This is a genomic window from Photorhabdus tasmaniensis, assembly GCF_011189505.1.
GTDB lineage: Bacteria > Pseudomonadota > Gammaproteobacteria > Enterobacterales > Enterobacteriaceae > Photorhabdus > Photorhabdus tasmaniensis.
Genome location: NZ_PUJU01000018.1, coordinates 24,756 through 47,478, shown reverse-complemented (window position 1 = coordinate 47,478; position 22,723 = coordinate 24,756). Strand labels below are relative to the sequence as shown.

Annotated in this window: 24 protein-coding genes; 19 read left to right on the top strand and 5 right to left on the bottom strand. The window is 41.3% G+C overall.

Going from position 1 to position 22,723, the window contains the following annotated elements; all coding sequences use genetic code 11:
* Positions 1-10: 10 nt before the first annotated feature.
* Positions 11-1,204, bottom strand: a complete 1,194-nt coding sequence (locus C5471_RS10525; RefSeq protein WP_133816042.1) for an efflux RND transporter periplasmic adaptor subunit — start codon at positions 1,202-1,204, stop codon at positions 11-13.
* A 129-nt stretch (positions 1,205-1,333) separates the two neighbouring features.
* Between C5471_RS10525 and acrR the strand changes: the two genes are divergently transcribed.
* From acrR to C5471_RS10505, 4 genes are all read left to right on the top strand, one after another.
* Complete coding sequence (acrR, locus tag C5471_RS10520) at positions 1,334-1,975, top strand: multidrug efflux transporter transcriptional repressor AcrR (protein ID WP_133816043.1); 642 nt, start codon at positions 1,334-1,336, stop codon at positions 1,973-1,975.
* A gap of 414 nt (positions 1,976-2,389) precedes the next feature.
* Positions 2,390-3,064, top strand: coding sequence for an energy-coupling factor ABC transporter ATP-binding protein (locus C5471_RS10515; RefSeq protein WP_133816044.1), 675 nt, complete (start codon positions 2,390-2,392; stop codon positions 3,062-3,064).
* Complete coding sequence (locus tag C5471_RS10510; RefSeq protein WP_133816045.1) at positions 3,061-3,690, top strand: energy-coupling factor transporter transmembrane component T family protein; 630 nt, start codon at positions 3,061-3,063, stop codon at positions 3,688-3,690. The genes C5471_RS10515 and C5471_RS10510 overlap by 4 nt, the downstream gene beginning before the upstream one ends.
* Before the next feature lie 38 nt (positions 3,691-3,728).
* Positions 3,729-4,277 carry a biotin transporter BioY gene (locus tag C5471_RS10505; RefSeq protein WP_133816046.1) on the top strand — a complete coding sequence of 183 codons (549 nt, stop codon included), beginning with the start codon at positions 3,729-3,731 and terminating at the stop codon, positions 4,275-4,277.
* Here C5471_RS10505 and C5471_RS10500 read toward each other — a convergent pair.
* A complete protein-coding gene (locus tag C5471_RS10500) occupies positions 4,274-5,179 on the bottom strand; it encodes a DMT family transporter (RefSeq protein ID WP_133816047.1) in 906 nt (301 codons plus the stop codon). The genes C5471_RS10505 and C5471_RS10500 overlap by 4 nt on opposite strands.
* Before the next feature lie 31 nt (positions 5,180-5,210).
* Complete coding sequence (locus tag C5471_RS10495; RefSeq protein WP_133816048.1) at positions 5,211-5,975, bottom strand: 2OG-Fe(II)-dependent halogenase WelO5 family protein; 765 nt, start codon at positions 5,973-5,975, stop codon at positions 5,211-5,213.
* Positions 5,976-6,100: 125 nt separating this feature from the next.
* Between C5471_RS10495 and C5471_RS10490 the strand changes: the two genes are divergently transcribed.
* Positions 6,101-6,538: a DUF1284 domain-containing protein gene (locus C5471_RS10490; RefSeq protein ID WP_133816049.1), complete on the top strand. Its 438-nt coding sequence runs from the start codon at positions 6,101-6,103 to the stop codon at positions 6,536-6,538.
* A gap of 118 nt (positions 6,539-6,656) precedes the next feature.
* Here the strand turns inward: C5471_RS10490 and rsmS are convergent, their stop codons facing one another.
* Both rsmS and priC read right to left on the bottom strand, forming a co-directional pair.
* Positions 6,657-6,824 (bottom strand): pleiotropic regulatory protein RsmS, encoded by a 168-nt coding sequence (gene rsmS / locus C5471_RS10485; protein WP_133816050.1) that lies wholly within the window; start codon positions 6,822-6,824, stop codon positions 6,657-6,659.
* A gap of 21 nt (positions 6,825-6,845) precedes the next feature.
* Complete coding sequence (gene priC, locus C5471_RS10480; protein WP_133816051.1) at positions 6,846-7,388, bottom strand: primosomal replication protein PriC; 543 nt, start codon at positions 7,386-7,388, stop codon at positions 6,846-6,848.
* Between the two features lie 143 nt (positions 7,389-7,531).
* Between priC and apt the strand changes: the two genes are divergently transcribed.
* The 14 genes from apt to C5471_RS10410 all read left to right on the top strand — a co-directional run bounded on the left by apt (position 7,532) and on the right by C5471_RS10410 (position 22,722).
* A complete protein-coding gene (gene apt, locus C5471_RS10475; RefSeq protein WP_133816052.1) occupies positions 7,532-8,083 on the top strand; it encodes an adenine phosphoribosyltransferase in 552 nt (183 codons plus the stop codon).
* 96 nt (positions 8,084-8,179) lie between these two features.
* Positions 8,180-10,168: a DNA polymerase III subunit gamma/tau gene (gene dnaX, locus C5471_RS10470; protein WP_133816053.1), complete on the top strand. Its 1,989-nt coding sequence runs from the start codon at positions 8,180-8,182 to the stop codon at positions 10,166-10,168.
* Positions 10,169-10,223: 55 nt separating this feature from the next.
* Positions 10,224-10,553, top strand: coding sequence for a YbaB/EbfC family nucleoid-associated protein (locus C5471_RS10465; protein WP_133816054.1), 330 nt, complete (start codon positions 10,224-10,226; stop codon positions 10,551-10,553).
* On the top strand, positions 10,553-11,158 hold the full coding sequence (recR, locus tag C5471_RS10460) for a recombination mediator RecR (protein ID WP_133816055.1): 606 nt from the start codon (positions 10,553-10,555) through the stop codon (positions 11,156-11,158). Before C5471_RS10465 ends, recR begins: the two co-directional genes overlap by 1 nt.
* 282 nt (positions 11,159-11,440) lie before the next feature.
* The gene (gene htpG / locus C5471_RS10455) at positions 11,441-13,333 is read left to right on the top strand and encodes a molecular chaperone HtpG (RefSeq protein WP_207627293.1); all 1,893 of its coding nucleotides are present in this window, start codon (positions 11,441-11,443) and stop codon (positions 13,331-13,333) included.
* A 184-nt stretch (positions 13,334-13,517) separates the two neighbouring features.
* Positions 13,518-14,162, top strand: coding sequence for an adenylate kinase (gene adk / locus C5471_RS10450; protein WP_133816057.1), 645 nt, complete (start codon positions 13,518-13,520; stop codon positions 14,160-14,162).
* Between the two features lie 178 nt (positions 14,163-14,340).
* Positions 14,341-15,330, top strand: coding sequence for a ferrochelatase (gene hemH, locus C5471_RS10445; RefSeq protein WP_133816210.1), 990 nt, complete (start codon positions 14,341-14,343; stop codon positions 15,328-15,330).
* A 163-nt stretch (positions 15,331-15,493) separates the two neighbouring features.
* Positions 15,494-16,597: an LPS O-antigen length regulator Wzz(fepE) gene (wzz(fepE), locus tag C5471_RS10440; protein ID WP_133816058.1), complete on the top strand. Its 1,104-nt coding sequence runs from the start codon at positions 15,494-15,496 to the stop codon at positions 16,595-16,597.
* 96 nt (positions 16,598-16,693) lie between these two features.
* Positions 16,694-18,004 (top strand): inosine/guanosine kinase, encoded by a 1,311-nt coding sequence (locus C5471_RS10435; protein ID WP_133816059.1) that lies wholly within the window; start codon positions 16,694-16,696, stop codon positions 18,002-18,004.
* A gap of 390 nt (positions 18,005-18,394) precedes the next feature.
* Positions 18,395-19,909 (top strand): amino acid adenylation domain-containing protein, encoded by a 1,515-nt coding sequence (locus C5471_RS10430; protein WP_133816060.1) that lies wholly within the window; start codon positions 18,395-18,397, stop codon positions 19,907-19,909.
* Complete coding sequence (locus C5471_RS10425) at positions 19,899-20,150, top strand: phosphopantetheine-binding protein (RefSeq protein ID WP_133816061.1); 252 nt, start codon at positions 19,899-19,901, stop codon at positions 20,148-20,150. The genes C5471_RS10430 and C5471_RS10425 overlap by 11 nt, the downstream gene beginning before the upstream one ends.
* 29 nt (positions 20,151-20,179) lie before the next feature.
* Positions 20,180-21,121, top strand: coding sequence for a chlorinating enzyme (locus C5471_RS10420; protein ID WP_133816062.1), 942 nt, complete (start codon positions 20,180-20,182; stop codon positions 21,119-21,121).
* Between the two features lie 19 nt (positions 21,122-21,140).
* Entirely contained in the window at positions 21,141-21,824 is a 684-nt protein-coding gene (locus C5471_RS10415) for an alanyl-tRNA editing protein (protein ID WP_133816063.1), read from the top strand.
* Positions 21,814-22,722, top strand: coding sequence for a DMT family transporter (locus C5471_RS10410; RefSeq protein ID WP_133816064.1), 909 nt, complete (start codon positions 21,814-21,816; stop codon positions 22,720-22,722). Before C5471_RS10415 ends, C5471_RS10410 begins: the two co-directional genes overlap by 11 nt.
* The last annotated feature ends 1 nt before the right edge of the window (position 22,723 follow it).

Genomic DNA, 22,723 nt, shown 5'->3' with positions numbered 1-22,723 from the left:
GACTCCTTAATTAAGACTTTTTTGCAGGCTCAGCTTGGTTCGTAGCAGGTTTTGCATTTAAATCCACTTCTTCTGCTTTAACTGGTATGCCAGGTTGAATTTTTTGCAAACCAGTAACGATAACCCGATCACCGGTTTTCAGACCGGAAGTTACCAGCCATTTGTCGCCAATAGCTTGGTTTGCCGTGATAACGCGTGTTTCGACTTTTTCGTCTTTACCGACCACCATGACAGTAGCTTCGCCACGAGGTGTGCGGGTAATTCCTTGCTGAGGAACCAGTATTGAATCCCGACGAATACCGTCTTCCAGTTTTGCGCGAACAAACATACCTGGTAGTAATTTTTCATTTGGGTTAGGGAATATTGCACGGATGGTGATAGAACCCGTTGTTTCATTTACAGTGATATCGGAGAATTCCAGATAGCCTGTTTCACTATAATTTTTACCATCTTCCATAACCAGGTGAACTTTAGCTTTACTACCTTCTTTCTGTACAATACCTCTGGTGATTTCATTTTTAAGACGCAGATAGTCATCACTTGACTGAGTGACATCCACATAAATTGGATCCAACTGTTGAACTGTTGTCAGTGCTGTTGGTTGACCAACAGAAACCAAAGCGCCTTCAGTGATAGTCGATTTGCCGGAACGACCGCTAATCGGTGCCGTAACTTTGGTGTATGCCAAATTAATACGGGCAGTCTCTACAGCCGCTTTTGCCGCTTGTACGGCAGCATTCGCTTGTGCAGAGTCAGCACTGGCCTTGTCAAACTCCTGCTGACTGACATAGTTTGTACCTAACAGTGGCTTATAACGGTTCACTGTCAGGCGCGCTATCTCTGCATTAGCCTGAGCTTTAGCCAAATCAGCTTTAGCACTGTCATAGGCAGCTTGGTAAGTCGCTGGATCTATCTGGTATAAAGAAGTCCCCTCTTTTACATCACTTCCTTCTTTGTAGTTTCGTTTCAGAATTATGCCACCTACTTGTGGACGAACCTCTGCAATACGGAAGGCTGATGTTCGGCCTGGCAGTTCAGTTGTGACCATCAGAGGTTCAGTTTTCAGCGTCACGATACCGACTTCAGGGGCTTGTTGATTTTCAGCAACTTGCTGAGAGTCTTTGTCGTTACATCCTGAAAGAGCTAAGCTGCCTGAGAGTACCAGTACTGTAGCCAGAGGCAAAACTCCCCTGTTTATTCGCATAAGTAAACCTCAATATTTTTAGATGTTGACCTTTCAATCCGTAAAACCGCTACTCCATTAATAGCAGCATGCTATAATACAAACATACATGAATGTATGTAAATCAGCTTCCGGTTAAAAACAGAGTATATGGCACGAAAAACTAAACAACAGGCTGAGGAGACCCGGCAACAGATTATAGACGCAGCTATAAAAGAGTTTTCTGAGCGCGGTGTCTCTGCTACTTCACTGACAGATATTGCTACAACGGCTGGAGTAACCCGAGGTGCAATCTACTGGCACTTTAAAAATAAAGTAGACCTGTTTTCCGAAGCTTGTAGAATAACAGATTCCAAGATTGACCAATTAGAAAAAGAGTATCAAGGAAAATATCCTAATAATCCACTCCTGATTTTAAGAACTTTAATAATTCATATCCTGACATCGGTCGTTGACGATCCGAAGAACCGGCTATTGATGGAGATTTTTTTCCACAAATGTGAGTTTGTTGGTGAAATGTCTGCTTTGGTGGCAGTTCGTCAAGAGCTGTGTGTTGCAGACTATGTTCGTATTGAAGAGTCACTTTCCTGCTGTATTGCATCAGGTCAGCTTCCTTATAATCTTAATCTGCGGCGAGCTGCTATCATGCTGAGAGGATTGATAACGGGTTTGCTGGAGAATTGGTTATTTGCACCAGATAGTTTTGATATTCAGAAAGAATCGGAATCGTTAGTGGATAGTTTTATTGATATGCTTAAATGTAGTGAGCATATGAAAATCACAGAAAAATGAAAAACCAGAATAATAGAGTTAAATTCTATTTTGGTAATTGCTAACAATGCGGGTAATGGTCAAAAGTCATTATCTTATGCTCTTTTGTTTATCTACTTCATATATACAAGGAATAAAGTTTAGGAACTGGGCCGAAATTGTTTCTAATATCGAATATTGTTGTTGCTGGCCTTGTAGGATAGTGACCAAAAAACTATAACTTAAAGCAAATTTTGAAGATTTTGTCTGAGTAAAATGTATTATTTAAATTCAGTGTGATTGGATTAAGTTATTTAATATCAATCAGTTGTATTTTTTTAAGGTGTTGAAGTCTGTGCATTGGTTGAATTTGCCCTACGGATTTTGCAGTCAAATAGAGTGCTGAGTTGGTACCGTGTTATATAGCTGGTCACAATTGTTGAGGGATAACCATCTATGCTGGAAATACGAAATGTAACACATGCTTATGGTGAGCGTGTGGTATTGAAAGAGCTAAATTTGCAGCTGAAGGAAAAGCGAATTGCCATCATAGGCAGCAATGGTTGCGGTAAGAGCACATTTGCGCGTCTTCTTAATGGATTGTTGGTACCGAAATGTGGTGATGTTTTGGTGGATGGGCTGAACACCAGAACGGAGGGTAAAGCGATCCGGCGCAAGGTTGGTTTTGTATTCCAAAATCCTGATAATCAGATTGTTTTTCCAGTTGTTGAAGAAGATTTGGCCTTTGGAATGAAAAATCTCTGTTTTACCAAGGAAATAATTCAACAAAGAACGCAAGAGGCGCTTTCACGATATGGCTTACTTGAATTTAGGGAGCATCCAGCCCATCTTTTAAGTGGCGGCCAGAAACAACTCCTTGCAATTTCTGGTGTTCTCGTGATGGAGCCCGCTTACATCATTTTCGATGAGCCTACGACTTTACTGGATTTACGAAACAAGCGCCGTGTTGCTGAAGCAATCGATAAATTATCTCAAACTGTGATCGTAGTTTCTCATGACCTTGAGTTTTTGGCGGGGTTTGACCGCGTGCTCGTTTTTGATGATGGCCAAGTGGTTGTCGATGACATTCCCTCTGTGGCTATTCCTGAATATGTAAGGATGATGTCATGAGCCTGTCTGGTTATGAACCTGGTTCATCATTTGTGCATCGAGTGAGTCCTGGATTCAAAATTATTTCTTTGCTCATTCTGGGAACATTACTCTTTATCGTTCCGCGTATCGATCTTTCTATTGCAGCGTTGGCAGGTATCGTACTTTTATACTTGTTAGCCAGAATCTCATTAAGAACTGTCTGGGCACAGTTACGACCGGCGATGTGGATCTTCGCGCTTATTTTTATAGTCCAAGCGCTTCTACATCACTGGACAATAGGTGTACTTGTGGTAGTTCGCCTTGCCTCACTTTTGCTGTTAGCCTCGCTTGTCACCCTTACTACTCGTTCCTCTGACATGATCGACGCATTGGAAAAGGGGCTTTGGTGGTTGTACTATTTTAGAATCAATCCAGGAAAAGTGAGTTTGGCTCTATCGCTTGCTTTGCGGTTTATCCCTGTTCTCGCGTCAATTACAGAAGAAGTCCGGGAGGCGCAGAAAGCAAGAGGTCTCGATAAGAGTGTCATAGCAATAGCCGTTCCCGTTATCGTGCGAACTCTCAAAATGGCAGACGATATTTCTGCTGCTATTGAAGCCCGGTCCTACGATCCAGGGTTTGAGAGAAAGAAATCGAGCAGCAAATAAAGCCTGGTTTGTGGCTTTGTCGAAAAAAGGGGGATTAAATGTCCACGAAAGATATTGTTTATATAGCACTATTTGCCGCGCTAACGGCAGCATTGGGTTTATTCCCACCACTGGCACTTCCCGTTGTGAGTGTTCCGATAACAGCACAATCAATGGGAGCAATGCTTGCTGGCGCTATTGCTGGTGCGAAACGGGGTGGGCTGGCATTGTTGCTCTTTTGTGTTCTTGTTGCAGTTGGATTACCGGTAATGGCTGGAGGTATGGGGGGATTGGGGGTATTTTTCAGTCCAAGCGGCGGCTTTGTTTTGGCATGGCCAATTGCAGCTTTTGTTATCGGCTATTTATATGAGTGGAATCTTATAAAGCTAAATGCCTTTAAAGAAGCTGTATTTCTTGTCTTTGGTGGCATTGTGATTGTTTACGCGATCGGTCTTCCGTGGGTTGCAGCATTTGCCAAAATCAGCTTCTGGCAAGCAGCCATAGGTTCGATTGGGTTCATGCCGGGGGATATTATCAAAATTGTACTGGTTATTTTAATTGCGAAAACTGTTCGTCGGGCTTACCCGACTCTTGAACCACGTTCTTAGGTGTCAGTCTTTACGGTGGGCTGATACTTGGTGGTGATCACCCAATAGTTGCCGCCAAGTATCATGGTTGTACCGATGATGGCCCAAATGGTTGGACGATAGCCCTCTGTGACACTGGAGATTGCTAAGGCTACAAGCGGAACGAGAAGCATTGTATAGGCTCCTCGTTCTGCACCCAAACGACCGACGACGGCGAAATATGTTGTATACCCAATTACCGAAGGAAACAGGATTAAATAGAACAGAGATGTTACGTAGGTTGGAGATAGATCAAAGTCAAACGTTTGTTTGGTTAAAAAGGCATAACTGAACAAGAATACGGTGCCATATCCCATAGAAATACCTGTCATTGGGAGAACCGTGACCCCCTTTCTCTGTAACTGAACTGCGGAAATGTTGGCGAATGAGAATGCGAGAGTTGCTGCGATAGCGTAACCAAATCCCGTCCAATTCCATTCATTATTTAAAAACTCCGGGCTGAAGACCAAAATTATCCCAGTCAGACCGGCCATAGCACCTACTAGAACTGACCATGAAATTGATTGCCGTAGGAAGAGAATTGCATTGACAGAGTTGAATAATATGACCGAAGAATAGGTAAGGGCGATTAGTCCGGTGGTGATTAAAGCCGCAGCCTTGTAAATCAGTAAGAATGCGACAGCGAACCCGAACGCGCCAAGTGCAGCGAAAGAGAGGTGTTCACGCCAGGTATATGTGAGTCTCTCCCGTGAAATAGCGGTAATCAGAAGTAACAATACCGACGCACATCCAAAACGGTAAATCAGGGATATTACCGGTGAAACATCAGTTAATTGCAGTTTTGCTGCATACCAGGATGTTCCCCCCGTGATGATCGTCACAACATATAGAACAACGGTAGAGTAAGAAAAAGCGATCTTCATGCTCAGATTCCAAGCACCTTATTGAAATATATCACGACCATAAGATCAGATTTTTCTCATTTAACAGACCGATGAAGGAGCCGGTTGCAATCCGATTGCCGTTCGCAGGCAGGACGATGTGAGGATTACAGGTGTTAAAAATGACGACAGAACCAACTTGAGGTCGGAAAGTGAAAAATTCGCAATCAGCCAATAGCGAACTATCATATGGCTTATATGTTTTATCAACGATAGTACTCTTGAATGGTTGATTATAGATTACTGTTTCCCCTCCTTGTGAGGGGGACAAAACATAGAGGTTCCAGGCGAGTTGCGTTGATACATCACCAATGGCCAAATTTCCTTTTGCAAAAGTGGGGGCGTAGTCCACATGCAGATCTGAACCACCGGAGATAATACGAACGATACCGGCAAAATAGGGGCCAAGCCCTGGTTCTTGCGCGATCGAAATGCTGAAATTTGTATCGTGGTTGATGCGTCGTATGAACCTATCAACCGGATCAAAAGCTTGATTGATCACGTGAGCGCGTTCTTGTTCAGCGGCGACAACTTGAGCAAAATATTCTTCTTTTGGGCGATCACGATAATGGGTGAGTGGATTTCCCAAATAAAATCCTGGCTTTCCGAATTCATATTGTTTGGCCTTCATGCTCAGTATTGCCGCAGAAAGCTGTACTGATTCCTCTGTAGTTGCGAAATCATCTATCATTACCGCCGGAATCTTGTTATCCATGATTGCCTGCAAGCTTTCTGATGATAATTTGACAAGCCCGTTTGATGCCCACCTTGACGACATAATTGCCGATTCCTAGCCTATTTTATATTAGAAAAATTGATTTATTGAAGGTCAGTGTCAATCGTATAACATTGATTGTATAATAATGCAACACTTGGCTGCACTCCACACTCAGGAACGCAACAATGACAATATCTCTGAGGGGGCATCACCTCTTGTGTATTCTTACCTACGCGGGCAATGGATATTCCCCCGGCTTTATTGAAAACTACAATAAGATTATTTCTCGAATTCAGAACGAAGATATTCTGATTGTGGAAGGACCGGACGACATCTGTGCTCCTTTGCTTGGAGAAGATGATCCTCATTGTTTGGGAAAGAGCGTTATTATCCGAGATAGTCATGCTTTGGAAGCTGTTGGTGCTCTGATGGGCCGACCAGTTGAAGTAGGTCATACACTGAGGCTCGACGAAACCTATTTAAAACAAGCTAGATGGGCTTTTAACCGCAGGATCGTAAGAGCTGCCTGTGTAGGCTGTGAATGGGAGCAGCTTTGCACTCGAATCGCTGCGGACGATTATGCTTCAACGTTTCTTAAACTCAGCAATGGAAAGAATGAATGACGACATCAAGCCATTTTGCAAAGGCTGATCAAGAGTGTGAGAGCAAATTCTAAGACTAACTAATGTAGATCTTTTACAGTATCGACAAAGTATCTACGAAGTGTTTGTAATAAATCGCTCAATATTCCTTCGTGGATTGTGACTGTTTCGCTAACTTAGCTTGATAGTCGTGTTTGACTATTTCCAGTGCAGCGAGCGCAATTTTGGGCGTAATTTCATTACATTCCAACAGATAGATCAGATCAACAGCAAGTTGAACTTCAGGTGGTGCGTGTTCGATTGACATAAAACTTCCTCATCTGAGTCGTTAATCCATATTCTCTTTATATTCGATTGATTTTTCAATTCGCGTCAGAGATTGGCGGCAACGTGCTAGCCTTCCGGCTAATGCTGCGATTTCTTTCTGTATTTTTTGTTGATTACTCAGTGTAGTTTGTTGATTCAATCTTAGCTCTCGATCATTGATCATTGCGAGCAGACGGCGCTCATAATCCTGATGTTCAGCCAGTTTGTGATACAGGTCCGTAGCTTGTTGTTTATGTTCGAATCTGCTCTCTTTTTTTCGCAGTGATTGAGTAGACAATTCACGCTTTAATGCTTCCATTTGAGCAACTAAACGCTCGGTCAGAAATGCGACTTGTTCCGTTCGGTTATCTTGAACACACTCTTTGAGTTGTTCCATGTTATGTCTGACTTCTTGCAGATAACCACGGAGTTTATCGCTGCGCCGGTTAAATAAAGTTTGATCAAACCGGGCAGTAAAAAATGGGATATCTGCCAAAGGTGTGAGCTCTTCCGCCAGTATATTGACTTGTTTTTCGAGTAAATTTAATAACGGTTGCGTACTCATTTATACCCTACAATGGTTATGTTTTGTGAAGAAGAATTAACCAGAAACGATAAAAAATAGGTTGATGCATGTTCATCGGTTGCTTTTTTTTATCAGTTTGCATAGATTTTAGCACTCTCGTGTTCTACTTACCGGCACCGATTATGACCGCAAACGCGCAGCAACTGCAATTTATTAAAGACAGTATTGAAACTATTCCTGATCATCCTAAACTGGGGGTTCTTTTTCGTGATATCACGACCTTATTGGATACCCCTCTTGCCTACCAGGCAACAATTAATCTTCTGGTAGAGCGATATCAGGACAAAGGCATCACAAAAATTGTGGGCACTGAGGCGCGTGGTTTCCTCTTCGGAGCGCCAGTTGCATTGCGTCTCGGTGTTGGTTTTATCCCCGTCCGTAAAGCAGGCAAATTACCTCGTGAAACATTGAGTGAAACTTACGATTTAGAGTATGGCACCGATACACTGGAAATACATAAGGACAGCATTAAAGAAGGTGATAAGGTGTTGGTTATTGATGATTTGCTGGCAACGGGTGGCACTATTGAGGCAACTGTTCGCTTAATTCGTCATTTAGATGGTGAAGTTTTTGAAGCTGCCTTTGTTATTGGTCTACCTGATTTGGGGGGGAGTGAACGCCTGCAAAAACAAGGCGTGAACAGCTTCACTCTACTGGAATTCCCTGGTCATTAATCTGCTTATTTTCGTATTACTGATATATCGGCCTCGCTGTCTGTAGTGGGGCTGTGTTAGCATGGCACCCAATTATATTCAATTTTCCCGGTATCAATGAGCTATCAGGTACTTGCCCGTAAGTGGCGTCCACAAATATTTTCTGATGTGATTGGTCAGGAATATGTCTTGACTGCGCTGGCTAATGGTCTTTCCCATGGCCGGCTCCATCATGCCTACCTATTTTCCGGTACCAGAGGTGTCGGGAAAACGACGATTGCCCGTTTGTTTGCCAAAGGGTTAAATTGCGAAATAGGTATTACTGATAAGCCTTGTGGTAAATGTGCTAATTGCCTTGAAATTGAACAAGGGCGATTTGTCGATCTCATTGAGATTGATGCAGCTTCTCGTACTAAAGTTGAAGATACGCGCGAATTGCTAGATAACGTACAATATGCTCCAGCTCGTGGGCGTTTCAAAGTCTACCTGATTGATGAAGTGCATATGCTTTCCCGCCACAGCTTCAATGCATTATTGAAAACGCTGGAAGAGCCACCTGAGCATGTGAAATTTCTACTGGCAACCACTGATCCGCAAAAATTACCGGTAACTATCCTTTCCCGCTGTTTGCAGTTTCACCTCAAAGCGCTGAATGTTGATCAGATAAGCGATCAGCTCGAACATATTCTTAAAGCTGAACATCTGGGGAGTGACAGCCGTGCCCGTCAGCTTCTGGCCCGTGCGGCTGATGGCAGTATGCGTGATGCTTTGAGTCTGACAGATCAGGCTATCGCGATGGGACAAGGCCAGGTAACAACTGAAATAGTCAGCCTGATGCTGGGAACGTTGGATGATGAACAGCCGTTATCAATTATAGAATCATTGATTCGGGCTGACGGTCAACAGGTTATGGTGTTGGTGGAACAAGCTGCTTCACGGGGGGCTGATTGGGAGAATTTGTTGGTAGAGATTCTTTCATTATTGCATCGTATTGCAATGATCCAGCTATTACCTTTACTTTCTCAATCAGAAATCGCTTCCTCTTCAATTGAAGGCCGTTTGCGAATATTGGCAAAAGCAATTTCACCGGAAGATTTGCAACTTTATTATCAAACTCTATTGATTGGTCGTAGAGACTTGCCGTATGCACCGGAACGCAGGATGGGTGTTGAAATGGCGCTGCTCAGGGCTTTGGCATTTCATCCAAAAACAGTCATTGAAGAGGTTGCTGCACCGGTTGTGCATGGACATCCTGCGGCTATCCCATCAGTTGCAGCACAGCCGCAACATAATCAGGGCAATACGCCATCCGCTTACCTTATTGATGAGCCAGTACCGGTGGACAGCGTTTCTCAGCCAGAACCTCAGATACCTCAGGCACTTGCATCAAGTCCGACAGCGCAGTTGTTGAAAGCAAGGAGTGTGTTATCCCGGCAGCAAGAGCAAACGCCACCAAAAAAGCCTAAACCGGCTACGCCTGTTAAGGCGAGGCCGGCAACCTCGGCACTGGAACGGATTGCCGCAGTGTCAGGGCAGCGACCTCAGTCATCAATAGCTAATAAAATACAGGAAGAAAAACCTGAGAAAAAAGAGGCTTACCGTTGGCGAGCCAAGAATATTGAAGAAAAACCAGAAACCCATGTCGCTACGCCAAAGGCTTTAAGGACGGCTCTGGAGCATGAAAAAACGCAGGAGCTGGCAGAAAAATTAGCTGAAGAGTCCAAACAAAGAGATGCATGGGCTGCGGAAGTTGATAAACTTAAAATTCCTAAATTGGTGCAACAATTAGCATTAAATGCGTTTAAAGAGCAGATTAGTGTTAATAATATCTGTTTACACCTGCGCTCGAATCAGCGTCATCTTAATTCCGCTTTTGCACAAAAATCATTAGCGGAGGCTTTAAGCGAGTTGTACGGTGTAACGATTGAATTCAGCATTATTGAAGATGATAATCCGGAGGAGAAAACTCCACTGGAGTGGCGACAAGCCATTTATGAAGAAAAATTGGCACAAGCTCGCCAATCAATTATTGCGGATAAGACGATTCAGACATTGCGGCAGGTATTTGATGCTGCACTGGATGAAGAGAGTATCCGGCCGGTCTAACCGCGCTGCAATCTGTACCTGTTGTACGATGTAGCCATAGCGAAGAGAGAAAACTATGTTTGGTAAAGGTGGTTTGGGCAATTTGATGAAACAAGCCCAACAAATGCAGGACAAGATGCAGAAAATGCAGGAAGAGATTGCCAATCTGGAAGTGACAGGTGAATCTGGCGCAGGTCTGGTTAAAGTGACTATCAATGGTGCTCATAATTGCCGTCGTGTTGAGATTGATCCAAGCCTGATGGAAGATGACAAAGAGATGCTGGAAGACCTGATTGCGGCTGCATTCAATGACGCAGCCCGCCGTATTGAAGAAACTCAGAAAGAGAAAATGGCGGGCGTTTCCAGCGGAATGCAACTGCCACCAGGTTTTAAGATGCCATTCTGATGCAAACCAGTCCTCTCCTTGAATCCTTGATGGAAGCATTACGCTGCTTGCCAGGAGTTGGCCCCAAATCTGCGCAGCGGATGGCTTTTCATCTGTTACAGCGTGATCGCAGTGGTGGAATGCGTTTGGCTCAGGCCTTGACAAGGGCGATGTCGGAAATTGGACACTGTAAATATTGCCGGACTTTTACCGAGCAGGAACAGTGCACGATCTGCGCTAATCCACGCCGTCAGCAAAATGACCAGATTTGTGTGGTTGAAAGCCCTGCGGACATTCATGCCATTGAACAAACTGGGCAGTTTGCCGGGCGCTACTTTGTTCTGATGGGGCATCTATCTCCATTGGATGGCATTGGCCCGATAGATATTGGTTTAGATCGTCTTGAAGACCGTCTCTCCACAGAAGAGATTTCAGAGGTAATTCTGGCGACTAATCCGACAGTGGAGGGAGAGGCAACGGCCAATTATATCGCAGAAATATGCGTTCAGTATGGTGTAACAGCAAGCCGCATTGCTCATGGTGTACCGGTTGGTGGTGAGCTTGAAATGGTAGATGGTACAACTTTGTCGCATTCACTTGCTGGGCGGCAGAAGATTACTTATTGATTTTCTGTTGATGTCTTACCGTTTTATCTGGTTGGAAAAGAATACGGTTGTATACCCTGTATAGATTAAATCGTAAAGACGTTGAGGCGCTGCATTTATGTGGCGCACGCCTATCAATTCATTCCGCTATAGTTATAACCTATTTAAATATCTAACTTATTCGCATTATTTGATACTCTTTTGAATAATCAAACTTGAAACCCGGCTTATTTATCCCCATCTGCATACTATCGTCTGATTTTATCTGTCTGAACTGGATTTAGATTGAGGTAACAAATGAGTATGAAAGGTCAGGAAACCCGTGGATTTCAGTCTGAAGTAAAACAACTTCTGCAATTAATGATCCATTCACTTTATTCCAATAAAGAGATTTTCCTTCGTGAGTTAATCTCAAATGCTTCCGATGCGGCTGACAAATTACGTTTCCGCGCATTATCTGCTCCAGAACTTTATGAAGGTGATGGTGAACTTCGTGTTCGTCTCTCTTTTGATAAAGAAAAGAGAGCTATCACGATCAGTGATAATGGCATTGGTATGACCCGTGATGAAGTCATCGACAATCTTGGCACTATTGCTAAATCAGGAACAAAAGCTTTCTTGGAGTCTATTGGTTCAGATCAGGCTAAAGACAGCCAGTTAATTGGTCAATTTGGTGTTGGTTTTTACTCTGCCTTTATTGTATCTGATAAAGTCACGGTACGTACCCGTGCTGCCGGTGCTTCAATTGATCAGGGTGTATTTTGGGAATCCGCTGGTGAAGGCGATTACACTGTCGCTGATATTGAAAAAGAAACTCGTGGTACAGAGATCACCCTTCATTTACGTGCAGGGGAAGATGATTTCCTGAATGACTGGCGTTTGCGTTCTGTTATCAGTAAATACTCTGACCATATTGCTCTGCCAGTTGAAATTGAAACTAAAAATAAGAGCGAAGAAGAGGGCGAAGAAGATACAGTAACCTGGGAAAAGATTAATAAAGCTCAGGCCTTGTGGACTCGTGGTAAATCTGAAATTACAGATGAAGAATATAAAGAGTTCTACAAACATATTTCTCATGATTTTACTGATCCGTTGATCTGGAGCCATAACCGCGTAGAGGGTAAACAGGAATATACCAGTATGCTCTATATTCCCTCCCAGGCACCGTGGGATATGTGGAACCGTGAGCATAAGCACGGGCTGAAATTGTATGTCCAGCGCGTGTTTATCATGGATGACGCAGAACAGTTTATGCCAAATTATTTGCGTTTTGTTCGTGGCCTGATTGATTCCAATGATTTGCCGCTGAACGTTTCCCGTGAAATTCTGCAAGATAATTCTATTACCCGTAATTTACGTAATGCGTTGACCAAACGGGCATTGCAGATGCTGGATAAGCTTGCGAAAGATGACGCAGAAAAATATCAGCAATTCTGGCAGCAGTTTGGTCTAGTGATGAAAGAAGGTCCGGCAGAGGATAATACAAATAAAGAAGCTATCGCTAAATTGTTGCGCTTTGCTTCTACTCATAATGACAGTTCTGCGCAAACAGTTTCTTTGGAAGAATATGTCAGCAGGATGACCGAAGGTCAGGATAAGATTTACTACATCACTGCGGACAGTTATGCTGCGGCGAAAAATAGCCCTCATCTGGAGCTGTTCCGTAAGAAAGGTATTGAAGTTCTGCTGTTGTCAGAGCGTATTGATGAATGGATGATGGGATACCTTACTGAATTTGATGGTAAGAAATTCCAGTCAGTCAGTAAAGCTGATGAATCTCTGGATAAACTGGCAGATGAAGACAAAGCTGAACAGGAAGAAATTGATAAACAGCTGGAGCCGTTTGTTGAGCGTGTGAAAACATTACTTGGCGACCGGGTAAAAGAGGTTAAATTGACTCACCGTCTGACGGATACTCCGGCAATTGTGACAACAAATGCGGATGAAATGAGCACTCAGATGGCGAAATTGTTTGCTGCGGCGGGTCAACAAGTGCCGGATGTTAAATACAATTTTGAATTGAATCCTGATCATCAATTGGTAAAACTGGCTGCTGATATCAATGATGAAGCTCAATTCTCGGATTGGGTTGAACTGTTGCTCGATCAGGCATTATTTGCTGAACGTGGCACATTGGAAGATCCAAACCAGTTTATTCGCCGTATGAATCAGCTATTACTGTCTGAAAAAGCTTGATTTAATTATTTTTTGGTAATGATTGTAAACCATGCCTCTGATAGTGAGATGGGGCGTGGTTTATTTTTTGCAAAAAAATATCACGAAATCGTTTCCCTGTTTTCTTGAGCGAACCCTATTCCAAATGGTATGGTGACTCGTTTTCTGACAAATATAAAAACTAACTAGCAAGGGGATTTACGCAATGCGTATTATTCTGCTGGGCGCTCCGGGCGCCGGTAAAGGGACTCAGGCGCAATTTATCATGGAGAAATATGGGATCCCTCAAATTTCTACCGGTGATATGTTGCGTACTGCGGTTAAGGCTGGCACAGAATTGGGCTTAAAAGCCAAAGAGTTGATGGATAATGGTAAGCTGGTTACTGATGAACTGGTTATTGCTTTGGTAAAAGAGCGCATCAAACAAGATGATTGTCACAATGGCTTCTTGTTGGATGGGTTCCCTCGTACCATTCCTCAGGCTGATGCAATGAAAGAGGCCGGCATTCATGTTGATTATGTCTTGGAATTCGATGTTCCTGATGAACTGATTATCGAACGTATCAGTGGGCGCCGTGTACATGCGCCATCTGGCCGTGTTTATCACCTCAAATTTAATCCACCGGCAGTGGAAAATAAGGATGATGTTACCGGTGAAGATCTGACTATTCGTAAAGACGATCATGAAGATATCGTGCGTAAACGTTTAGTTGAATATCATCAACAGACAGCTCCTTTGGTATCTTATTACCAGAAAGAAGCTAAAGCAGGTGATACTAAATATTTCAGAATTGATGGTACTTGCAAGGTATCTGAAGTTAGTGAAGAATTAGTCAAAATTCTGGATTAATCAACCTTAGTGATGTTTAAAAGGCGGCTTGTAAGCTGCCTTATTCTTATATTATTTCTTTACTATTTCAGGTAAATCAGTTGGTTTTTATTTATTGTCTTGATGGATAAACATGATTTTCATCTGTATTTTATTGTGTTAGGGTTCTCACCAGAGAAGACAATAGGGAATCGGCATGATGAGCAGCGGTAAGTATGGCGTTTTATTAGTTAATCTTGGCACTCCTGATGAGCCGACAACGGCGGCTATAAAACGTTACTTGGCTGAGTTTCTGAGTGATAAAAGAGTTGTCGACTTTTCCAGATTTATCTGGATTCCAATACTATATGGCGTTATTTTGCCTTTCCGCTCTTCACGTGTGGCAAAGTTGTACCAGAAAATCTGGACTGATGAAGGTTCTCCCCTGTTAGTATATAGCCGTCGTCAGCAGAAATTGCTGGCAGAAAAACTGGCAGTGATTCCTGTTGAATTGGGAATGAGTTATGGTTCTCCATCGCTTGAGCAGGCAATTGACAATCTGCTCAAACAGGGTGTTGAGCAATTGATTGTCTTGCCACTGTATCCTCAGTATTCCTGTTCTACATCTGCGGCTGTGTTTGATGGTGTCAGCAAAGTATTGCAGAAATACCGGACTATTCCTGGAATTCACTTTATCCGTAGTTATGCTGACCATCCTGCTTATATTTCTGCATTGAAAGAGACTATTGAGCAGAGTTTTCATGAGCATGGCAAGCCGGACAGACTACTATTTTCCTACCATAGTATTCCACAGCGTTTTGTTGATACAGGTGATATTTATTCTGAACAGTGTGAGTTAACAACCCGGTTGCTAAAGCAGACAATTAACTATCCGGCAGAGCAGGTAATGATGACTTATCAGTCGCGGTTTGGTCGTGAACCTTGGTTGACGCCATTCACTAATCAAACCATGAAATCATTACCTAATCAGGGAATAAAGCATATTCAGGTACTTTGTCCCGGCTTTTCGTCCGATTGTCTGGAAACGTTGGAAGAGATAAAACAGCAGAATAAAGAGATATTTCTTAATGCTGGTGGGCAGAAATGTGAATATATTCCTGCGCTTAACGACAATAGTAATCATATTTTTCTGCTAGAAGCGTTGGTGAGCGGGCTTGTTGGAAGCAAAACGAATAGTATATACAATTAATCTATCATTAGGATTAAATGACTCTTTAATGATATATTCTCACGCGGGAGTCTATCTATCCGAGCTGTTTCGCCCGGTTTTTCAGGATATAAACTGAGGGCTCTGTGGGATGATGTTTTGTAGAATAGTTAGCAACAGTCATATTTGAATTTGGACATAAATAATGAGTATTAAACCGATTAAAAGCCCTAACTCCAGTGAAGAATATTTTAATTATTACAATTCAAAACAAGACGATGAAATTGATTTGTTTGAGTTATTCTCTGTTTTATTTCAATCAAAGTTATTGATTATTGCTGTTACTATCATTTTTGCTGTCATTGGTTTTACAACGGCATCTTTTATGCCACAAAAATGGACCAGTTCAGCTTCAGTTATTCAACCTCAACTTGAAGAAATACAGCCACTTAAAAATATCCTGACTAAATTTGAGGTTTTAAGCTTACAATCATCGGTAACTTCATCATCACTGTATGATAATTTTTTAAATAATTTTAATTCACGTGTTTTACGAGAAGAATATCTGATTAATACAGAATATTTTAAAAATCTGCTAGCTGAATCAGATGATCATTCACCACTTGCAAAAAGAAAACTTATTGAAAAGATTGTAAATAATAATATTTCATCTTCTTCAAAAGTGGAAAAAGATGATGAAAATGGTGAAACTAAACTGACTTTCAGTGCCGGAACTGCTGAGGATGCATATAACCTGCTAAATGGCTATATCGGGTATGTGTCATCTGTTGTTCATGAGCGGTTGGAAAGTGAATTGAGAGATATGGTGAAACAGAAGCTTGCCTACTCTGAAGGTTTGTATGCAATTGATTTGAACCGTGTTCAAAATATACAAAGAGCTAATATTGAGCGATTGAAATATTCATTATCTATCGCCAATTCAGCAGGAATTAAAAAGCCTATTTCCAGCGAAGGAGCAATGATCAAAGACGATCCAGATTATTCCATTGCTTTGGGCGCTGATGCATTACAACGTAAGCTGCAAATTACAGAAGAGATCAAAGATCCATCCTTGATTGATGGTGATTTACGTAACCGCATGTTCTATATAAACGAACTTAAATCACTTAAAATAGATAAAGTTAACTTCCAGCCATTTAAATATATGCAGGCGCCTTATGAACCAACGAAGAAAGATTCGCCTAAACGTCTGCTTATCTTGGTAGGCAGTGCCTTTATCGGTTTGATCCTAGCGGTAATGTTTGTTCTGATTCGTCACGTGGCGCGCAGTCGTCAGCAAGTGGCTTAATCTTTCTGGCAGCCGGTGTTGCAATGACACTTGCTGCCTGTCAGTTTTTATTGTGCTAACATGCTGCATCTTTTGGCGTTATAGCATTAATCAAATATGAAATTCCCTGGTAAACGTAAATCAAAACACTATTTTCCTGTCAGTCTGCGTGATCCTTTACTCCAGCCAATTAAAGAAATGATGGATGGTGAGAATAACCGAGCTTATATTGTTGGTATCGATCAGACATTAGTGGATATTGAGGCGAAAGTAGACGAAGATTTTATCCGGCGTTATCACCTCAGCCAGGGACATTCATTAGTTATTGAAGATGATGTAGCTGAAACCTTGTATAGAGAACTGACGGATAACAATCTTATCAGCCACGAATTTGCTGGTGGCACGATCGGTAATACTTTACATAATTATTCAGTGCTGGCTGATGATCGCTCTGTTTTACTGGGCGCGATGTGTAATAACATTCAGATTGGCAGCTATGCTTACCGCTACTTATGTAACACCTCTAGTCGAACTGATCTAAATTATTTACAAGGTGTGGACGGCACAATTGGCCGCTGTTTTACGCTGGTGACAGAAAATGGTGAACGGACTTTTGCCATTAGTCCTGGACAAATGAACCAACTAAAACCGGAGAGTATTCCTGAGCAGATTATCGCTGAAGCTTCAGCCTTGGTATTAACCGCTTATTTGGTTCGTTGCAAGCCTGGGGAACCAATGCCAGAAGCGACAATGAAAGCCATCGAATATGCGAAAAAACATAGTGTACCTGTTGTTCTGACTTTGGGGACAAAATATGTTATTGCTGATGATCCACAATGGTGGCGCGATTTTCTGGTTGAGAATATTTCTGTTCTGGCAATGAATGAAGATGAAGCTTATGAGCTTACTGGTTTCAGTGATCCATTATTGGCGTCAGATATGGCTCTGGATTGGGTCGATTTAGTTTTGTGTACCGCAGGTCCTGCGGGATTATATATGGCGGGGTATACGGAAAAAGATTATAAGCGTCAGACAACTCACCCACTGCTGCCAGGTGCTATTGCTGAATTTAACCGTTATGAATTTAGCCGCGCTATGCGAAAATCTGATTGCCAAACTCCAATGAAAGTTTACTCCCATATTGAACCTTATATGGGGGGGCCAGAAAAAATTATGAATACTAATGGTGCGGGTGATGGTGCTTTATCTGCTTTATTGCATGATATAACCGCTAACAACCATCACAGAATGAATGTGCCTAATTCCAGTAAGCATATTCGTACTTACCTGACATATTCATCACTTGCTCAGGTTTGTAAATATGCAAACAGAGTGAGTTATCAGGTATTGAGTCAGCACTCACCACGATTAAGCCGTGGTTTACCAGAAAAAGAAGATAGTCTGGAAGAGTCTTACTGGGAACGGTAATTATTAGATAATATCAGCTCATTATATTCATTATTGCGTAATTTAATACGGCTGTAGCTTACAGCCGTATTTTTTCTAAATGAAAGAGATTACACTGATCACTAATATACGTAATGGTATGAAAGGAAAAGACTGACTTTTTTAGGACCGCTCTTTAATTGTTTATTATTATAATAGTTGTGTATTGTAATTTTATGCCTTATTAGTAAATGGTTTTTGTTTTAAGGTGAATAATTTTTTTTAACATTATTACTTCCTTTATAATTATTAAATTTTATTTTTTAATTCTAAATAAATTAATCTATTTATTATAAAATTTCATTTTGTTATTCTAAACTAACATAAAAAACATATTTGTTTGTTTTGGCGGATTCACATGATAAGTGCACGATGTTGAGTCGTTTTTTTTACATTACTCAAAAAAATAAACACCTGACAGCGGTGAAATATAGAAATCAGACAGTTTCTTACGGGCTTTTAAACCAATGGGTTGGAAAGATTGCATCTTATCTTTCATTAAATGGTGTTAAGCCGGGAGATTTTGTCGCTGTAGAGTTAACACCTTCGGCAGAATTAATTGCGTCATTGTTGGCTGTTCAGGCTTTGGGGGCAGCCTATGTACCTTTGGATAAAAAGGCGCCCATAGAAAGAAACCAACTGATTTTGGAAGATGTTCAACCTGTATTCATTATCGGGGATAAGGATAACTTTCATCAGAAAGATTACCCCTTTTGTGATATTTATCATTGTATTCAGCAAATGGATATATTCCAGTCAGTGAGCGATTCATCGCAGTTGACTGGTATTGCATATGTTATTTATACCTCCGGTACAACGGGTAAGCCTAAAGGGGTACCAATAACGCATAATAACTTGAGTGCACTGTTCGAAATTACGGAAAGTTTTTATCAGTTTAATTCCAGAGATGTGATTATGTTATATCACTCTTATGCTTTTGATTTTTCCGTATGGGAAATGTGGTCTGCTATCGCCTATGGTGGGACGTTGTTAATACCAGATGATGAGACACGAATTGAACCTGAAAAACTCTCACAGTTAATAAAAGATGAAAATGTAACAGTATTAAATCAAACACCAACGGCTTTTTCTATTAATGCACCTAAATTGATGAATTTTAATCGTTCGGAACTAGCGTTACGTTTTATTATTTTTGGAGGAGAGCGCCTTAACTTTCAGGCATTGAAGCCGTGGGAGAAAAAATTTGGTTTAGATTCTCCGTTACTCATTAACATGTATGGTATTACTGAGACTACCGTTCATGCGACTTTGCATGTAGTTAAAAAAAACGATCTCGATAAACCAGAATCTATTATTGGTAAAGTATTACCGAGTTTTAATTATATACTTAGGAAGCTTCAAGATTCATCGTTTTCTGATAATAGTGGTGAATTACTCCTTTCCGGAAGACAGGTTACTGAAGGATATCTGAACAGCGATAACACTTCATCAGGAAAGTTCATCGAAATAGAGAATAATAATTTATCAATAGTCTATTATTGTTCTGGTGACATAGTAAAATGTAACGATAATGATGAATTAATCTATCAGGGTAGAATTGACCAACAAGTTAAAATCAACGGTTATAGAATTGAAACTGGTGAGATTGAATCTATTATGGCTCAACTTGATGGGATTGAAGATGTTTGCGTTATAGCATTAAGATCTGAAATGCTTGGGGATTATCTGCTTTGCTATTTTTCTTCTTCTATTATAGAGTCTGATGTTACATTGATAGAAAGATTTAAAATATTGGCTAAAGATAAACTTCCTGTTTATATGAGACCTCTGAAATATAAAAGGTTAGATAGAATCCCAAGAACCGTTAATGGAAAGATGGATAAATCTGCGATTATACATTCACTGGAGTTAGCATATGTTAGTTGATGAATTATCTGAAAGTAATATAAGAGATGATAAGGTAAAAGCCTTAAAGGATTATATAACATGGTTGCAAGATATCTTGGAAGTGTCTGTAACAAAGGACGATAACTTTCTTGATTTGGGTGGGCATTCAATGATTGCAGTCTCGTTGAATGAACGTATTAATAAACAATATGGTTTCTCTATCTCAATGGAGAGGCTTTATAACGTGTCATTAATGGAAGCCTTCTCTCAGGCCAAGTAATCTTAATTTCAAGTTGATAATATAATATTATGAGTAAAGAATTATTTCTGACTGAACAACAGCTGGACGATTTTAATAAAAATGGTTTTATTGGTCCTTTGACAATCTACACCCCGGAAGAAATGGCCGAGATATGGAATAATGTAAGAAGAGCATTACCAGATAGAAGCTATGCGGCGTATTCTGCTGATTCTTACAGCGCAGCAACGAACATCTCAAATTATGATCGTCACTTAGATATTGAACTGTTAAGCAAGCATATTACCAACCCGCGTATTGTAGCGCCTGTGTCAAGTATTTTGGGTAATGATGTTTTATGCTGGCGTACAGAGTTTTTCCCTAAATACCCTGGAGATGAAGGTACTGATTGGCATCAAGCTGATACATTTGCTAATGCCAGTGGGAAGCCACAGATTTTATGGCCTGGAGAAACGGAGAATAGTTTTGGTAAGGGGACATTAACTGTCTGGACTGCATTTACGGATGCTACTATTGAAAATGGATGTCTGGAAATTATACCAGGCACACATCATAAAATGAATTATGATGAAAACAAATCAATGGACTATCAGGCCGATATTATTAATGAGCTTGAGAAAGAGGGTAAAAAACGCGGCTTTTTTGGCTACGATTATCGTAACTTGCAGATAGACTCCGATTGGAAACCTGATGAAAATCAGGCTGTGCCTTTGGTAATGAAGGCGGGGCAGTGCGTAATATTTTGGTCGACACTGATGCATGCGTCTTACCCAAATAGTACGGAAAAGGATTACCGTATGGGATTTGCGACGCGTTATGCGCCAAGCTACGTTGACATTTATCCTAACACAGATATTGTGCATGAATATGGAGGAAGCATTCCCTTGGATAAATTTGGTAATGTTATCGTGGTAGGTAATAGTAATAACCAAAATAATAGAATTGCAACGCATAACCTGCGAGGCTACAAGTTTAATACATTATTAGTGTAATAACCGCGGTGGAATGATTATGACCCAGCATCAATGTTATATTAGTGATACTTATTGCTTTCATTTAGTCAGCTCCGTTTTAGTAATGGGCAATGATGAATATGGTCACTGGATTGCGCTAGAGAAGAACATCTTTCATCCTCAGGGTGGAGGGCAACCGGCAGATAGCGGCTGGGTTAATAATGTTCCGGTTAAAGTGAAAAGACAACCTTCAGGATTGATTGTTCTTTACCCTGAAAAAACACTGGATGTGGTGCTTGGGGAAAAAGTTGAAGCATCAGTGTCCCAGTCAGAACGTTTATTAAATACGGCGCTGCATAGCGCCGGTCATTTGCTTAATTGGGAACTGCGCCGGTATGGGTGGTTGGCGAAAACCGGGCACCATTTTCCAGGGGAATCGAGGGTTGAATTTACAGCAATGGGTTCAGATACAGTTCCCGTAAGCGAATTACCGCTTGTAGGAATTGAAACTTCGATGCAAGAGAAGATAAAAGCGAATTTGCCGGTTAAAACTTGGATAGAAAATGAAATACGCTTCTGTTTGATTGAAGGAACTGAAGCCATGCCTTGCGCGGGGACACATGTTAAGACATTGGGAAGTATCGTTGAATTTTCAATCAAGGCTGTGAAGCTTAAAAAGAGCACACTACGGATCAGCTATGATGCCATCCACGGTGATTTAAGGTCTGACTATGTTGAATGATACTTTGCGTCCACCAAGAGCACGACTTTATCTGATCGATATTGGTTTGATTGCTGTTGCTCTCTCATGGGGAGCAAGTTATTCTCTGATGAAATTAATCATTCAGGCCGGTGTTGCCGTACCACTGTTTTTAATGCTGCGTTTTGCTTTGTCTGTTCCTTTTATGTTTATGGGGACGCGGATTAATTTTGCCAAAATACGGCAGGGTGAAGTGGTAAATGGTGTTATCTTTGGTGTTTTACTGTATGCAATTCTGACCTTTGAAACTTTAGGTGTTAAGTATACAACTGCATCAAATGCGGGATTTCTGATTGCTCTGTCGGTTATTCTTGTTCCAATTTTTGAACGAGTGATTGGTAAGAAACGGCAGAGTAATATGGTCTATCTTATGTGCCTGCTCTCTTTGGTTGGCGGTGGATTACTGAGTTTTTCCGATAGCAGATTTTTTAGCTTTAATAGTGGAGATATACTGATTTTACTTGCTGCATTGATCCGTGGTTTCCAAATATTTATGTTTGGGCGGCAAACAGTGGGGAAAGATTATTCATTGGTGCATATTACCTTAATTGAATTGGTGACGGTGGCGGTATTGGGCTTGGTAGGTGTATCGTTATTTTCTCCATCATCGTTTAGCATGATTTTACACATTCCATACCATATATGGGGATATATTTTATTTCTCAGTTTGTTTGCTACGGCATTTTCATTTTTAATGCAGTTATACGCCGCTAAAGTCACAAGCCCGACTCGTGTTGGCCTAATCATTTCTCTTGAGCCGGCGTTTGCAGCTATGTTTGCTATTATCATTATGCAAGAACATATTGGGTTATTGCAAAGTATAGGTGGCGGAATTATTCTATTTTCTGCGCTTGTGGGGAGAATGATTGAGGGAAAATGAT

Coding starts and splice junctions, on each gene's coding strand:
- C5471_RS10525 (WP_133816042.1), bottom strand. CDS start 1,204: ATGCGAATAAACAGGGGAGTTTTGCCTCTGGCTACAGTACTGGTACTC.
- acrR (WP_133816043.1), top strand. CDS start 1,334: ATGGCACGAAAAACTAAACAACAGGCTGAGGAGACCCGGCAACAGATT.
- C5471_RS10515 (WP_133816044.1), top strand. CDS start 2,390: ATGCTGGAAATACGAAATGTAACACATGCTTATGGTGAGCGTGTGGTA.
- C5471_RS10510 (WP_133816045.1), top strand. CDS start 3,061: ATGAGCCTGTCTGGTTATGAACCTGGTTCATCATTTGTGCATCGAGTG.
- C5471_RS10505 (WP_133816046.1), top strand. CDS start 3,729: ATGTCCACGAAAGATATTGTTTATATAGCACTATTTGCCGCGCTAACG.
- C5471_RS10500 (WP_133816047.1), bottom strand. CDS start 5,179: ATGAAGATCGCTTTTTCTTACTCTACCGTTGTTCTATATGTTGTGACG.
- C5471_RS10495 (WP_133816048.1), bottom strand. CDS start 5,975: ATGTCGTCAAGGTGGGCATCAAACGGGCTTGTCAAATTATCATCAGAA.
- C5471_RS10490 (WP_133816049.1), top strand. CDS start 6,101: ATGACAATATCTCTGAGGGGGCATCACCTCTTGTGTATTCTTACCTAC.
- rsmS (WP_133816050.1), bottom strand. CDS start 6,824: ATGTCAATCGAACACGCACCACCTGAAGTTCAACTTGCTGTTGATCTG.
- priC (WP_133816051.1), bottom strand. CDS start 7,388: ATGAGTACGCAACCGTTATTAAATTTACTCGAAAAACAAGTCAATATA.
- apt (WP_133816052.1), top strand. CDS start 7,532: ATGACCGCAAACGCGCAGCAACTGCAATTTATTAAAGACAGTATTGAA.
- dnaX (WP_133816053.1), top strand. CDS start 8,180: ATGAGCTATCAGGTACTTGCCCGTAAGTGGCGTCCACAAATATTTTCT.
- C5471_RS10465 (WP_133816054.1), top strand. CDS start 10,224: ATGTTTGGTAAAGGTGGTTTGGGCAATTTGATGAAACAAGCCCAACAA.
- recR (WP_133816055.1), top strand. CDS start 10,553: ATGCAAACCAGTCCTCTCCTTGAATCCTTGATGGAAGCATTACGCTGC.
- htpG (WP_207627293.1), top strand. CDS start 11,441: ATGAAAGGTCAGGAAACCCGTGGATTTCAGTCTGAAGTAAAACAACTT.
- adk (WP_133816057.1), top strand. CDS start 13,518: ATGCGTATTATTCTGCTGGGCGCTCCGGGCGCCGGTAAAGGGACTCAG.
- hemH (WP_133816210.1), top strand. CDS start 14,341: ATGAGCAGCGGTAAGTATGGCGTTTTATTAGTTAATCTTGGCACTCCT.
- C5471_RS10435 (WP_133816059.1), top strand. CDS start 16,694: ATGAAATTCCCTGGTAAACGTAAATCAAAACACTATTTTCCTGTCAGT.
- C5471_RS10430 (WP_133816060.1), top strand. CDS start 18,395: ATGTTGAGTCGTTTTTTTTACATTACTCAAAAAAATAAACACCTGACA.
- C5471_RS10425 (WP_133816061.1), top strand. CDS start 19,899: ATGTTAGTTGATGAATTATCTGAAAGTAATATAAGAGATGATAAGGTA.
- C5471_RS10420 (WP_133816062.1), top strand. CDS start 20,180: ATGAGTAAAGAATTATTTCTGACTGAACAACAGCTGGACGATTTTAAT.
- C5471_RS10415 (WP_133816063.1), top strand. CDS start 21,141: ATGACCCAGCATCAATGTTATATTAGTGATACTTATTGCTTTCATTTA.
- C5471_RS10410 (WP_133816064.1), top strand. CDS start 21,814: ATGTTGAATGATACTTTGCGTCCACCAAGAGCACGACTTTATCTGATC.